This is a genomic window from Alkaliphilus transvaalensis ATCC 700919 (assembly GCF_000621485.1).
In the GTDB taxonomy this organism is placed as follows: Bacteria; Bacillota; Clostridia; order Peptostreptococcales; family Natronincolaceae; genus Alkaliphilus; species Alkaliphilus transvaalensis.
This window is the reverse complement of record NZ_KK211288.1, coordinates 157464-172488: the sequence shown is the minus strand read 5'-3', so window position 1 is coordinate 172488 and position 15025 is coordinate 157464. Positions and strand designations below refer to the sequence as shown.

Sequence of the window (15025 nt, the reverse complement as noted above, 5' to 3'; positions counted from 1 at the left end):
GGTAACATATTATATTAAAAGGGGGAAATACTGTTGGAATATCTATCCTGGATGAGAAAAGTTGATACTGATATGAGTAGAAACGATTTATTAGATTTAATTGATAGTATGCATGAAGTGATCAATGCCCTATTAGAAAAGAATCAAGAAAATGATGCAATCATTAAAGAACTAAAAAAAACATTGCAGGCATAAAGGCAATTATACATATTGATTATGTAAATTAAAATCTCCACTATATAAGCTGATAGATGGAGATTTTTTATGAACAAAATTCATTAAATTGTTCACAAGGGATTTAAGATGAAACTGTGGATAATGTGGAATAACTATGGATAAAACCTATATACTCAAATGTTAGTGTGGATAAAGCTGTGGAATCTGTGGATTCTTTGTGGATAAATGTGGATAACTTATTTTATGTGTATAAAATACTTCGTTTTTCGATTTTATTCTACAAGAAACGTTTACATAAGCCCTCAGATAATTATACCTGAGGGCTGTCAAATAATAATGATATTATAATTTTGAATACTCTACTTAACTATTTTTCATTGAAACCTTTAGATTATTTCTTTCTAAAACATGACTAACCTTCATAACGATAGCAGAAGTTAGCACTATTTTAATAAGATCGGGAATAATGTAATTAGCTACTGCTAATAGAAAAGATTGTTCCCAAGTCATAGATGTAACGTATTTAAATTGAATTAGTCCGATACCATAAATAAGAATTAGGGCTAACAACATAGCAATGGTGGTTCTTAAATAGGTAATTTTCTTTTCTGTAATAGATCCAATAACATATGCTGCTAATGGAAAGGATAATAAAAATCCTCCAGTGGGGCCAACTAGTATATGAAGCCCACTACTAAAGTGAGCAAAAACTGGTAGACCGATTGCACCTAGTAATAAATAAATGATAATAGATAGCGATCCTAATTTCCTCCCAAGAATACCTCCTGCTAGGCAAACTGCCACCACCTGCATTGTAAAGGGAACAGGGGAGAAGGGTACTGGAACAGCAATTTGGCTACTTACAGCAGTAAGCGCAGCAAATAAGGCTACTAAAGTCATTTGTTTTACTGAAATTTTCATGTCGATTTCTCCTTTCGTCAACCTATATATCGCTTTTGGTTAACAAAAACAGTTTAACCCGTCTAAGAAGAAATGTCAATAACATTTTCCCATTCCTCGTAAAGTTCATTAATTTTATCTCTAACATTAGTAAGCTGATATTGTACTTCTTTGCTCTTATCTGGGTTTGAATACACTTCCTCTTGGCATAAGAGATCCTCTAGTTGAGAAGCTTCTTCTTCATAATTGATGATATCTTCTTCAATTTTTTTACGTTTTTTAACTAATTCTTTTTGTTTGTTCTTCTCTTCTTTTTCTTTACGTTTTTCTTCTTTAATTTGGGTTTTCGTTTTTTCTTCTATTGGTTCATCGATATTGTCAAATTCCTGCTGTTTCTTTTTATATAAATAATAATCGTAATTTCCTAAGAAGGTTTCACAGCCATTAGGACTGAGCTCAATCACCTTTGTTGCTATCCGATTTAGAAAATAACGATCATGGGAGATTACCAAAACTGTGCCATCATAATTAACAAGGGCCTCTTCAAGTACCTCTTTAGCTAAAATATCTAAATGGTTGGTGGGCTCATCAAGAAGTAAGAAATTTGCCTTTGAAATTAATAGTTTTAAGAGGGATAACCTGGCTTTCTCACCGCCACTTAAAGGTGCTATTGGCTTAAAAACTTCTTCGTCTTGAAATAGGAATGAACCAAGTAAAGATCTAATTTCTGTCTGGGTTTTATTGGGTAAGAGATCCCATATTTCATCTATAATGGTCTTATCCATGTTTAATGATTTTTGTTCTTGATCATAATAAGCTGGTAGAACATTATGTCCTAATTGTATTTCACCCGCTGATAAAGGTAATTCATTCAAGATAATTTTCATTAAAGTTGATTTACCAATACCGTTAGGTCCAATAAGTGCAACTCTTTCTCCTCGATAAATATCAAAGGCTAAATCTCTAAATAAAGGACTACTATCAAAAGACTTAGCCACTTCTTTAACTGCTAAGACATCATTACCACTTTTAATTTGGGTCTCAAATCTAATCTTAGCCCTTTTTTGATGAGTTTGTGGTTTATCTAATCTATCAACTTTATCTAGTTGCTTCTCTTTGCTTTTAGCTCGTTTCATTAATTTTTCGGTGCCATGTTGCTTAAGTCTTCGAATAACGTCTTCTTGCCGATCTATTTCCTTCTGCTGATTTTGATAATTTCTTAACTGCTGTTCTTGAATAACCCTTTTCTTTTCTACAAAAGCTGAATAATTACCGTTATAGCTAGTGATTTCATGATTTTCAATTTCTAGAATGTGGGTAACGATTTGGTCTAAAAAATAACGATCATGGGAGATCATTAAAACGGTACCGCTGTAATCCCTTAGAAAACCTTCAAGCCATTCAACAGCTTGGATGTCTAAATGGTTAGTTGGCTCGTCCAATAAAAGGATATCAGGTTTCGAAAGAAGTAGTTTGGCTAATCCAAGACGGGTTTTTTCCCCTCCACTTAATTGAATTACCGGTTGCAGAAGGTCATCATCAGCAAAACCAAGTCCCTTTAAAACTCCTTTTACTTCACTTCGGAAGCCATAACCATTATTCTTTTCAAATTTTTCTGTGAGAGCAGCATATTCATCCATAAGTTGCGCCAATTCTTTTGATTGGCTAGAATCTTTACCCACTTCAGAAATTTTTACTTCTAAGGATCTTAAGTTTTCTTCCATTTGAATTAAATGAGAGAAGATGGTAAGCGCCTCATCATATACATTGGTATCCTCTGACATAACAGTACTCTGCTCTAAATAACCTAAGACAGTAGACTTAGAAATAAACAGGTCACCTTCATCAAAGGGCAGCTTTCCACAAAGTATATTAAATAACGTAGATTTACCGGCTCCGTTAGCCCCTACAAGACCGACTTTTTCTCCCTTTTGAACGCTAAAAGTAATGTCTCGTAATATAAGATCTATACCAAAATATTTGGTTAATTGGTTACAGGACAAAATAATCATAAGTTTCCTCCTACTAATTAAATATTATCTCTATCATACCAAAAAATGATGAGCCACGAAAGAAGGGGAGTTGGATAAAAAAATGCTTTATCTCAAGATCGGCTTCATTATCAATTTCAATATAGAATTTTAGGTGAAAAAGGATATATATCATGACCTGAAAGATTGTTAAAAAAATATCTTATATAGTAAAGATTGTTAAAAATTAAATTTATTGATTTTTCTGATTTTTATTGATTTATAAATCTAAATAGTTTAGAATAAAAAATATTCAAACAATTAAATGATTGATGTTTAATGGGATTGATGTCATGGAATAATGTTATATCAGCTATTTTTCAATAGCAAAGTACATTTTTTATTTATTCAAATTGGATAGACCACCTTACCATATGACAACTGACCAATTATTCGACAACTTAATTCAGAATATTTAAACCTATTTACTTAATTCTATTTAATAGAAATTATTATATCCAACTAGTCATTAGGTAAACGTTTTCAGATTAGGGTTAGTTCGGTAAATGGTATGACCACATGACCAACCGACCAATATAAGAGTTATCGGTAAGTTTATCCAAGAAAGAACTTATTCTTGATGGAGGGTAACTTATTTTATGCTATAAAACCTAAAAAGGAGGGTAGAGATAATTAATTTTCTGACACTTGGAGAAGGACAGTGGATTTTAAATAAAAATCAAGGGGGAATAAAGTTATGTTATACGCTTTGCTGGCATCATTGCCGATTGTTTTAACGGTTGTTTTAATGGTGGCCTTTAACTGGCCAGCTAAAAAAGTAATGCCATTAGCATGGATTGTAGCTATTGGTTTGGCAGCAGCGGTATGGGGAATGCCATTTCAATGGTTGGCTGGAGCAACAGTTTTTGGGGGCTTAAGCGCATTTAATATATTAATTATTGTTTTTGGTGCTATTTTACTAATGAATACCCTTAAAAATAGTGGAGCTATTCGGGTAATTAATAAAACCTTCTATGGAATAAGTCCAGACCGTAGAGTTCAAGCAATTATTATTGCCTTTTTATTTGGTGCCTTTATAGAAGGGGCTGCAGGTTTTGGTACACCAGCTGCTTTAGCTGGTCCCTTAATGGTTGGACTAGGGTTTCCACCTTTAGCAGCGGCAATGTTAGCCTTAGTAGGAAATAGTACACCAGTAAGCTTTGGTGCAGTGGGTACGCCAATTATCGGAGGAGTTTCTTCCGTATTGGGGTCGCCAGATATTGTTGCACAAATTGAAGGGGCTGGAATGACAACAGCAGAGTTTTTACACCAAGTAGGAATTTGGTCTGCATTACCCCATGCTATAATGGGAATCTTCATGCCTTTAATTATTGTTATGATGATGACTAAACTATTTGGAGAAAAGAAATCCTTTAAGGATGCCTTTGAAATTGCACCTTTTGCAATATTTGCAGGTTTAAGTTTTACTGTACCATACGTAGCAATAGCCTATTTATTTGGGCCAGAGCTTCCATCTTTAGCAGGGGGATTAATCGCTATTGCAATCGTTGTCACTGCTGCTAAAAAAGGTTTCCTACAACCTAAAAAGGTTTGGGATTTTGCTAATAAGTCAAAATGGGATAGTTCATGGGTTGGAGCCGATGAAGTAGCTGCAACCACTGAAGAAAAGACTGCGGATATTAGCCCATTAAATGCATGGTTACCATATATTTTAGTTTCTGTCATTCTAGTAATTACTAGAATACCATCGTTAGGATTAAAGGATCTTCTTACAAGGCCAGAAGTTACCCTTGAATGGGCAGGTATATTAGGCACAGGTTTAACCTATAGATTACAGTACTTATATTTACCAGGAACCGTCCCTTTTATTTTAGTAGCTATATTAACAGGGTTCATGCATAAGATGAAGGGAGAGACAATTAAAGAAACCTGGAAAACATCTTTAAAACAAGTAATTCCTGCTGCGATTGCTTTGACATTTGCTATTGCCATGGTTCAGGTTATGTTGAACTCTGGTAATAATAATTCTGGAGAAGTCGGAATGATGGTGGCTCTTTCAGGCGCAGCTGGCGACTTATTCCAAGGCGTTTGGCCAATATTCTCACCTTTTATTGGAATTTTAGGAGCTTTTATGTCTGGAAGCAATACAACATCAAATATTCTATTCTCAGGTTTCCAATATGGTGTGGCAGATCAGATAGGAATATCAAGAATTGTTATTGTTGGACTTCAAGTTGTTGGTGGCGCAGCAGGAAATATGATCTGTGTCCATAATGTAGTTGCTGCCTGTACAACGGTTGGTGTTTTAGGAAAAGAAGGTAAGGTAATTAGAACTAACGCAATTCCAGCATTTATCTATGCAATTGCTACTGGAATATTCGCTTTCTTAGCCATCTACGTGTTTTTCCCAAATATGTTTTAAAAGTATAAGATTAGTAGCATATCTATTTCATTCAAGTCAACGGGACTGTTTTTACAGTCCCGTCTTGCTGTTAAAAAAACTGATAGTTAAATATCGAATTTTTTTAAATTTTTTTGTAAGGCATATAAATTTTACAGCTATAATCGACTTTAAACCATGATATTTACCCATTTTAGAACCAATTAATCATTTGACAATCGCCGAAATGATTGTTATAATAATATCTAAAATAAAAAATCATAGCAAAAATCATATCAATTTATATTTCATGATTTTGCAATCATATCTTAAGGACTAATTGCTTTTGCTTAAAGTGGGCAAAGTAAGTAAAGTAATGTAAGAACTTTTTCATTAATAATAGAAAGTAAGATGTTTTTTAATAGGTTTAAAATAACAGAATTTTTAAAATATACCATGAAATAGAAGAGGAGGGGTTTTAATGAATAGAGATTTCTCTAATGTCTCTATGGCTGTAATAAGAAGGTTACCTAAATACCATAGGTATTTAAAAGACTTACTTGACAAAGAAGTTTATCGTATTTCCTCAAGGGAGCTCAGTCGATCAATCGGATTCACAGCTTCACAAATTCGTCAAGATTTAAATTGTTTTGGTGGTTTTGGGCAACAAGGGTATGGATATAATGTAGAAGAACTATATAAAGAAATAGGGAAGATTTTAGGCTTAGACAAAACCTATACAACTGTTATTATTGGTGCAGGTAACTTAGGGCAAGCAATTGCCAATTATGCAAGTTTTAACAGATACGGGTTCCAGTTAAAAGCGTTGTTTGATACAAATCCAAAACTAATTGGAATGAAAATTAGAGATACCGAAATCCTTGACTTAGATGATTTAGAAGATTTTATCCAAAAAAATAATATAGAAATAGGGTTTATTTGTACCCCCAAGGAAGTTGCTCAAGATGTTGCTGATAAACTAACTTCAGCGAACATAAAAGGAATTTGGAACTTTGCACCAGTAGATTTAAAAGTACCAAAGGATGTTATAGTTGAAAATGTTCACTTAAGTGAGAGTTTATTTATTCTATCTTATTTATTGAACGAAAAGGAGTTATTAAATAGCTAGTTAGATTAAATCCATCGACTGATAAAGGTGATGCAATGCGAAATTATTACTTGGAGATTCAACAGTATCTAGAAAAATTCATTTATAATGTCATTATATTGGATAAAAAGGGAATCAAGAATAATGGAGACTCCCTTTCTATGACCGAGATATTAATTCTAAAGACACTGGGGGATCAAAAAGAAAAGAAAATGTCCGATATTATTGAAGAGTTTAATATTGATAGAAATACCTTCGGGACAATTGTCACACGATTACAAAGTCAGAATTATATTATAAAAAAGAAATCCCTTGAAGATAAGCGGGTACAGGTATTATTATTAACTGATAAAGGTAAGCAAGCCTTTGAGCAAATTCTTTTGAAAGAAAAGGATATATTATTTACATTACTTAATGACTTTACTTTTAATGAAGAGAAGGCAATATTAAAGTTTTTAGTAAAAATCGATTTATTAAAGAAAAATACTGGTCTAATATAAGTAAAGAAATTAGAAAATTAACATGAAAAAGCCAAATAAAAAAAGAGACAGTCTAACTGTCTCTCATTTTTTATGTATTGATAATTATTCAGCTGGTACTGGAGCATCAACTGGACAAACGTTAGCACAGGCTCCACAGTCGATACAACCATCTTGATCAATTACATAAATGCTGTCTCCAGCAGAAATTACATCAACTGGACACTCTGGTTCACAAGCTCCACAACTAATACAAGCATCATTAATAGTATATGCCATTTTTATTTCCTCCTTCACTTTTCTTATAGTTTTACATGAATTTATAATTTGTATACATGTATTATACCAATATAAAAAAAAATACAACAGTAAAAAAGATTGTTTTTGATAAAAAAATGCTAAAATATAATGATTATCATTGTAATTATATGGGGGAATTACATAGTTAAGCGTAAATTTATATGATTGTAGTATGAAAACTTTGCTGCTTACGATACAATACAAGACTCAACTTTCATCTATGCATATAAAGAATATAAATTAAGCCGATGGTATGATGAAATTTCCCATTGTACAAAAAATATTTTGTAATAAATAATTATTTGTATTTACTAATGATATAATTGAAATATGGCAATTATATTAAAGTGTGGTACAATAAAAGCAAATATATTTATCAGGAGGAAGCTAAATGAAGATTTATGTACTGGTTGGCGCCAGTGGAACTGGTAAAAGCTATCAGGCAATCTCCTTAGCGAAAGGGAAAAAGATAGCCTATATAATTGATGATGGTTTATTAATAAAGGGGAATAAAGTTCTTGGAGGATACTCAGCTAAGCGGGAAAAATCTAAAATGGCTGCAGTAAAGCGTGCTTTATTTATTGATGATCATCATAAAAACGAAGTGGCAGAAATTATTAAGCGGGAAAACCCTAAATCTATCTTAATTTTAGGGACTTCTGATAAAATGGTGAATAGTATTGTGAAAAGACTTGATCTTGGGACAATTAGTCTGCGCTTTTATATTGATGAAATTTCCTCCCAAGATGATATAAAAATAGCTAAAAAATTTAGAATGCAAGAAGGAAAGCACGTTATTCCAGTACCGACATTTGAAATAAAGAAGGATTTCTCTGGTTATTTCCTAAACCCCTTAAGAGTATTTCGTAATTTAGGTAAGGGTGATCATGACGAAATAGACGAAAAATCTGTTGTGCGTCCAACCTTTAGTTATATGGGAAAATATACCATTTCAGATAGAGCAATAAGGGAATTGGCATACTTTGCTATAATGAAGGTAGACGGAATTCATAAAATCAATCACATTGATATTGATAATCTATCATCAGGAATCGTCATTAATATCAGTTTAGTGGCTATATATGGCTATCCAATTAAGTCAGTTATGGAAGCAGTTCAAAGCCATGTAAATACAGAAGTAGAAGGGATGACTTCACTGAATATTCTATCAATAAATGTTTTCGTTAAAAACTTAATAATCCTATAATAATTGGTTTACAATCTAAATTTTAAATGATATAATGCAAATGTAAGTGAGGAACAAGCTGTAAGTAAAGGAATTATTACGAACATATTTACGGTAGAGGAATGTTAAAAAAATAACAATGAAAACGTTTTTAGGAAGAATGATTCTTCTTAGAATAGATGTCTAGTTTTTGCATTTATTTAAAAACATATCTTTTAGGAGGGTATTTAAATGTCAGAAAAAACGTTAAATCCATTTGAAATTGCCCAGCAGCAAGTAAAAACAGCTTGCGACAAGCTAGGTACAGATCCAGCAGTTTATGAAATCTTAAAGAATCCACAAAGAGTATTAGAAGTTGCTATTCCTGTAAAAATGGATGATGGAAGCGTTAAGTCTTTCATTGGTTACAGATCTCAACACAATGATGCAGTGGGTCCATTTAAGGGTGGAATCAGATTCCATCATGATGTAACAAGAGACGAAGTTAAGGCGCTTTCAACTTGGATGACATTCAAGTGTGGAGTTGTTGGAGTTCCATACGGTGGAGGAAAAGGTGGTATTACAGTTAATCCTTCAGAATTATCTAAAGGAGAATTAGAAAGATTAGCTAGAGGATTCTCAAGAGCAATTTCTCCAATCATTGGCGAAAGAAAAGATATTCCTGCTCCAGACGTAAATACTAATGGTCAAATTATGGCTTGGTTTGTTGATGAGTATGAAAAAGCTACAGGTAGATTTGAGCCAGGTGTATTCACTGGTAAACCAGTAAACTTCTATGGTTCTTTAGGAAGAACAGAAGCTACAGGTTACGGAGTAGCTATCATGGCTAGAGATGCTGCTAAGAGAATTGGGTTACCATTAGAAGGAGCAACTGTTGCTATTCAAGGTTTTGGTAACGTAGGAAGCTATGCAGCTTTATATATGGAAGAAATGGGTGCTAAAATTATTGCTGTATCTGACCATACTGCATGTATTAGAAATGTTAATGGATTAGATGTTAAAGCATTAATCGAATATATCGCTACAAATAAACAAGTAAAAGGATTCCCAGGAGCAACTGAGGAGTTACATAGAGATGAACTTCTAGTAACAGAATGTGACATCTTAATGCCTTGTGCCCTTGAGAACCAAATTACATCTAAAAATGTAAATGACATCAAGACTAAGATCATTAGTGAAGGTGCTAACGGACCAACTACTCCAGAAGCTGATAAAGTTTTATTTGAAAAAGGAATTATCGTTATTCCTGATATCTTAGCTAATGCTGGTGGAGTTACTGTATCATACTTTGAGTGGGTACAAAACTTAATGAGATATACTTGGTCTTTCGAAGAAGTTCAAACTAAGCAAGAGCAATTAATGGTTAAAGCTTTTGATGAAATTTGGTCTTTAAAAGAAGAGCATAAAGTAGATATGAGAACTGCTGCTTACATGATGTCAATTAAGAGAATTGCAGATGCAATGAAGTTAAGAGGCTGGTACTAAGATAAATATATTTTATATAAAAAAATCGGATGTCGCTGACATTCGATTTTTTTTATATTACATAGGAAATTATGGTCTTTTAAAGCTAAACGTCATAATTTTTCGTAATGTATTTCAACACAAGTCTACCACTAGATCTTTCACCTAAAGTTATCTTTAAATCTCCCGAAGAAGACTTCTTTATTAAATATTTTTAGTAAAATAACAATATTATTACTATTTCATTTCTTATGGTATACTATAAATAATAGACAAATATATTAATATATTTAAGATATATATTAATTGCGTGAAGGTAAGGAGTGAAATTATGTTTAGTCCGATAAAAAGTACTAAAGTATATGAACAGGTAATTCATCAAATACAGAGTATGATCGCCAATGGAGACTTAAAGTCTGGAGATAAGTTACCATCAGAAAGACAATTGGCAGAAGAACTGGGAGTTAGTAGAACTTCTGTTAGAGAGGCATTGAGAGCGCTACAAATAATTGGGTTAATAGAGGTAAGACAAGGAGATGGAAACTTTATTAAGGAAAGTTTTGATACATGTTTGTTTGAACCATTATCAGTTATGTTTATGTTGCATCAAAGTAAACCACAAGAAATTGTTGACTTAAGAAGAATTATAGAAGTAGAAACAGCTACATTGGCCGCTAAGCGCATAACTGATGAAGAAATAGAAGAGTTAAGAGGAATCATTCAAGAATTAACTATTTTAAGCGAAGCTGAGGATGAAAAAAACAGTGTGAAGGTAGATAAAGAATTCCATTATAAAATAGCCCGTGCTTCTAAAAATATGATTCTATTAAATATATTAAATGTAATTTCTGCCCTAATGGATAGTTTTATTGAAGATGCAAGGGGTATGATCTTAGTTAATCAAAAAAATAAGTCTATACTAATAAAGCAACATCAAAAAATATTTTATGCAATTGAAAAAAGAGATCCTAAAGAGGCTGCTGAGGCTATGGGAGTACATATGGATTTAATTATAGAAGGATATTTAAACCATGTTTAGGGTTTTACAAACAAATTAACTCTATTCGATTAAGTACTTCATTTAATGATGATAACAATAACAAAAAAAATCGCAGAAATTAGTTTTGCGATTTTTTTGTGCAAATTACATCATATTTTCCCTTATGGCCAAGTTGTTAAGTAGTCTTGTTCTCTATTATTATTTTAGTGGTTATCCAAAGAAGTTATCCAATTTTGCAATAATTGTTAATATAATGTCAAAAAAATAAAGTTTTTACTTTGGTTACTTAGAGAAAAAATAACTATAGAAAGAACTTTTTCATTAATATGATAAAGGGGATAGTCTTTAAAAAGCCAAAATCTAAGGTTTTGACAACAGAAAAAATGGAGGGGGAGTCAAATAATGATTTAAAAGATTAGCTATTAAAAATTAAAAGTGAAATAGTATGTTAAAAAAAAGATAAATATTGAAATCTTTTAAATTTTGTGATAATTTAATAGATATACTGGTAAGACCATATTACCAAAACAAAATTTTAGTAAGAAAGAAATCGTATTACTGGTCTACCAAAACAAAGGGGGAGTCTATTTGGCAACAATCAAAATTCCTTATGGACGTACATTGATTACAGCAGAATTACCCGATGAAAATTTAATAGGTGTTCTAGAGTCAAAAGCCCATCACTTTAAAAGTCAGTTAACCCAAGAGGAAATCGTTAACAAAGCTCTAGATCAACCAATTGCTAGCGAAAGGTTAGAGGACTTAGTAAAAGGGAAAAAGAACATGGTCATAATTACTAGTGACCACACAAGGCCTGTGCCTAGTAAAGTTACAATGCCAATAATGCTTAGACGGATTAGAGCAGTTAATCCAACAATTGATATTAAAATTTTACTAGCAACAGGATATCATCGTCCCACTACTAAAGAAGAGATGATTGATAAGTTTGGACTAGAAATAGTTCAGCAGGAAGAAATTATTAACCATATCTCCCAAGACCAAGAAAGTCTTGTTAAAGTGGGGATTTTACCATCTGGGGGGGAACTATGGTTAAATAAATTAGCCATGGAAACAGAACTGTTAATAGCTGAAGGCTTTATCGAACCCCATTTCTTTGCAGGGTTTTCTGGTGGAAGAAAGAGTGTTTTACCAGGAATTGCAGGAGCACAAACTGTCTTGGCTAACCACTGTTCGGAGTTTATTGCCAGCGATTTTGCGAGAACAGGAGTTTTAGAGAATAACCCTATCCATAGGGACATGATTTATGCAGCTGAAAAAGCAAAACTAGCTTTTATCTTAAATGTAGTCATTGATAGTGACAAGAAAATAATCAATGCTTTTTGTGGAGATAGCCTATTGGCCCATCAAGAAGGTTGTAAATTTGTTAACGACTTATCCAAAATAGATAAATTAAAGGCAGATATTGTGATTTCTTCTAACGGCGGATATCCCCTAGATCAAAACATCTATCAAGCGGTTAAGGGAATGACTGCAGCTGAGGCGTGCTGTGACCAAGAAGCGGTTATTATTATGGTTGCGGCTTGTAATGATGGTCATGGAGGGGAAGCCTTCTATAGATCAATGGCAGAAGCTTCTGGACCAAGGGAAGTGTTAGAACAGGTTATTCAGATCCCAAGAGACAAAACTAAACCTGATCAGTGGGAATATCAAATATTAGCCAGAATCTTAGATAAATATAAAGTAATCATGGTAACAGATCAGTGTGATCCACAAATGATAAAAGATATGCATATGGATCATGCTTATACCTTTGAAGAGGCACTAAACAAAGCCTTTGAAATAAAAGGAAGAGATGCAAAAATTACTGCAATTCCTGATGGTGTGTCTGTTATTGTACAATAAGTAACATTAGTTTTGTAGTTTTTTCATCTAAAGTCATCTTTCAATCTTCTGAAGGATAGCTTTGATTTAATAAATAATATAATAATTTTAATTTATTTTGATTATGAAGCAATCGTTTTCATAATCAAAAATTTGCTAAACTGGTAATACCATAATACCATTAATAGGAGGGAGAATATGGAAATCGTTGTTTGTATTAAACAAGTTCCAGGTACAACAGAAGTAAAGGTAGATGAAAAGGGTAATTTAATACGTGACGGAATTGATTCGAAAATGAATCCATACGACTTATACGCTGTAGAAACAGCCCTTAAAATTAAAGAGGAACAAGGGGCTAAGGTAAAGGTAATTACGATGGGACCACCTCAATCGGAGACAGTTATTAGAGAAGCTTTTATGATGGGGGCAGATGATGGGTATTTATTGACAGATAGAAAATTTGCCGGTGCTGATGTTTTGGCAACTGCTTACGCTCTAGCCCAAGGAGTAGAGAAAGGTGGCAAACCTCAATTAATTATTTGTGGAAAGCAAACTACAGATGGAGATACTGCACAGGTAGGTCCAGAAATGGCAGAATACTTAGGGATTCCCCATGTAGCCAATGTTAAAAAAATTGTGGAGTTAAAGGAAGATTCAATCGTAGTAGAAATTGATATGCCTAACACCTTAGAAACAGTTGAAGTACAATATCCTTGTCTAATTACTGTTGAGAAGGGAATTTTCCAACCAAGGCTTCCTTCCTACAAGCTAAAGAAGGCGACAAAAGATAAGGGGATAGCATATTTAAGCTTAAAGGATCTTAACGATCAAGATGAAAAACAGTATGGAAATAGTGGTTCTCCAACACAAGTGGAAAGAATCTTCCCACCTGAAGCTAACACAGACCATGAAAAATGGACTGGTGGGGGTAAAGAATTAGGCGAAAAAATGTTTGTGAAATTATCGGAACTAAAGTTTGTTTAAATATTGATAGAGGATTAGGAGGGAGTTTATGGCAGGGATAATTGTAAATCAAGGAAGAATTACTGATATTGAAGGGGCAATTAAATTATGTCCATTTAATGCTATCGAAGATAATAACGGCGTTGTTGAAATAAATGCAGCCTGTAAACTGTGTATGATTTGTGTTAAGAAGGGACCAGAAGGAGCCTTTGTTTTTCAAGAAGATGAAAAAATAGAGATCGATAAGAGTAAGTGGACGGGTGTGGCAGTATATGTTGATCATCTTGAAGGAGAAATTCATCCTGTTACTTTAGAATTAATTGGTAAGGCAAAAGAGTTAGCAGCTAAAATCAATCATCCTGTTTATGCTGTATTTATCGGTAAAGAAGTTAAGGATAAAGCAGAAGAGTTACTACATTATGGAGTAGACGAAGTGTTTGTTTATGATAATCCAGAACTTAAGGACTTCAGAATAGAGCCCTATACAGCTGCCTTTGAAGATTTTATAGAGAAGGTACAACCGTCTATCGTATTAGTTGGAGCAACGACCCTAGGTAGATCTCTAGCTCCAAGGGTAGCGGCTAGATTTAAAACAGGGTTAACAGCAGATTGTACAATATTAGATGTGAAAGAAAATACAGATCTAGTGCAAATTAGACCAGCCTTTGGTGGAAATATTATGGCACAAATTATTACACCAAATCATAGACCACAGTTTGCAACAGTTAGATATAAAATATTTAACGCACCAGAAAAGATAGACACTTTCGATGGTAAAATTACCTTATGTGAATTACCACAAGAAAGATTTGAGTCAAAAATTAATGTACTAAAGATTAAACAAAAAGAGTTGGAAGAAAATATTTCTGATGCAGAGGTAATTATTGTAGCCGGCAGAGGAATCAAAAAAGAAAAAGACTTAGAGATGATTAATGAGTTAGCTCATGCCCTAGGAGCACAGGTGGCTGTAACAAGGCCTCTAATCGAAGCAGGGTGGGGAGACCCAAGAAAGCAAATTGGGTTAAGTGGTAGAACCGTTAGACCAAAGTTAATCATAACTTGTGGTGTATCGGGAGCCGTACAATTTAAAGCAGGGATGCTAAATTCCGAGTATATCTTTGCAATTAATGAAGACCCAAGTGCACCAATATTTGATGTTGCCCATTACGGTATTGTTGGAGATATCTATGAAGTAATTCCAAGTCTATTGGAAAAAATCAAATCAATATAGGGGT

13 protein-coding genes are annotated in these 15025 nt (G+C 33.3%); 10 read left to right on the top strand and 3 right to left on the bottom strand.

All coding sequences use genetic code 11. The features are described 5' to 3' along the window. Positions 1 to 33 precede the first annotated feature (33 nt). Entirely contained in the window at positions 34 to 195 is a 162-nt protein-coding gene (locus T335_RS22430) for a hypothetical protein (RefSeq protein ID WP_156943733.1), read from the top strand. A gap of 345 nt (positions 196 to 540) precedes the next feature. Here the strand turns inward: T335_RS22430 and T335_RS0119075 are convergent, their stop codons facing one another. Together T335_RS0119075 and abc-f are read right to left on the bottom strand one after the other, a co-directional pair. Then, the gene (locus T335_RS0119075; protein ID WP_026478946.1) at positions 541 to 1098 is read right to left on the bottom strand and encodes a biotin transporter BioY; all 558 of its coding nucleotides are present in this window, start codon (positions 1096 to 1098) and stop codon (positions 541 to 543) included. 62 nt (positions 1099 to 1160) lie between these two features. Beyond that, positions 1161 to 3089, bottom strand: coding sequence for a ribosomal protection-like ABC-F family protein (abc-f, locus tag T335_RS0119070; RefSeq protein ID WP_026478945.1), 1929 nt, complete (start codon positions 3087 to 3089; stop codon positions 1161 to 1163). A gap of 715 nt (positions 3090 to 3804) precedes the next feature. Here abc-f and T335_RS0119065 point away from each other — a divergent pair. The 3 genes from T335_RS0119065 (at position 3805) to T335_RS0119055 (ending at position 7056) form a co-directional block, all read left to right on the top strand. Continuing rightward, a complete protein-coding gene (locus T335_RS0119065) occupies positions 3805 to 5490 on the top strand; it encodes an L-lactate permease (protein WP_026478944.1) in 1686 nt (561 codons plus the stop codon). 439 nt (positions 5491 to 5929) lie between these two features. Next, positions 5930 to 6577, top strand: a complete 648-nt coding sequence (locus T335_RS0119060) for a redox-sensing transcriptional repressor Rex (protein ID WP_026478943.1) — start codon at positions 5930 to 5932, stop codon at positions 6575 to 6577. Between the two features lie 35 nt (positions 6578 to 6612). Further along, the gene (locus T335_RS0119055) at positions 6613 to 7056 is read left to right on the top strand and encodes a MarR family winged helix-turn-helix transcriptional regulator (protein WP_026478942.1); all 444 of its coding nucleotides are present in this window, start codon (positions 6613 to 6615) and stop codon (positions 7054 to 7056) included. Between the two features lie 84 nt (positions 7057 to 7140). Here the strand turns inward: T335_RS0119055 and T335_RS0119050 are convergent, their stop codons facing one another. After that, positions 7141 to 7314, bottom strand: coding sequence for a DUF362 domain-containing protein (locus T335_RS0119050; RefSeq protein WP_026478941.1), 174 nt, complete (start codon positions 7312 to 7314; stop codon positions 7141 to 7143). A 412-nt stretch (positions 7315 to 7726) separates the two neighbouring features. Here T335_RS0119050 and T335_RS0119045 point away from each other — a divergent pair, with 412 nt between their 5' ends. The 6 genes from T335_RS0119045 (at position 7727) to T335_RS0119020 (ending at position 15021) form a co-directional block, all read left to right on the top strand. Then, entirely contained in the window at positions 7727 to 8542 is an 816-nt protein-coding gene (locus tag T335_RS0119045) for an Asp23/Gls24 family envelope stress response protein (protein ID WP_026478940.1), read from the top strand. A gap of 210 nt (positions 8543 to 8752) precedes the next feature. Beyond that, on the top strand, positions 8753 to 10006 hold the full coding sequence (locus tag T335_RS0119040) for a Glu/Leu/Phe/Val family dehydrogenase (protein ID WP_026478939.1): 1254 nt from the start codon (positions 8753 to 8755) through the stop codon (positions 10004 to 10006). 310 nt (positions 10007 to 10316) lie between these two features. Continuing rightward, on the top strand, positions 10317 to 11024 hold the full coding sequence (locus T335_RS0119035) for a FadR/GntR family transcriptional regulator (protein ID WP_026478938.1): 708 nt from the start codon (positions 10317 to 10319) through the stop codon (positions 11022 to 11024). 549 nt (positions 11025 to 11573) lie between these two features. Then, positions 11574 to 12848 carry a nickel-dependent lactate racemase gene (gene larA, locus T335_RS0119030; RefSeq protein WP_026478937.1) on the top strand — a complete coding sequence of 425 codons (1275 nt, stop codon included), beginning with the start codon at positions 11574 to 11576 and terminating at the stop codon, positions 12846 to 12848. A gap of 177 nt (positions 12849 to 13025) precedes the next feature. Beyond that, a complete protein-coding gene (locus T335_RS0119025) occupies positions 13026 to 13811 on the top strand; it encodes an electron transfer flavoprotein subunit beta/FixA family protein (RefSeq protein ID WP_026478936.1) in 786 nt (261 codons plus the stop codon). Positions 13812 to 13839: 28 nt separating this feature from the next. After that, positions 13840 to 15021, top strand: a complete 1182-nt coding sequence (locus tag T335_RS0119020; RefSeq protein WP_026478935.1) for an electron transfer flavoprotein subunit alpha — start codon at positions 13840 to 13842, stop codon at positions 15019 to 15021. Positions 15022 to 15025 lie beyond the last annotated feature (4 nt).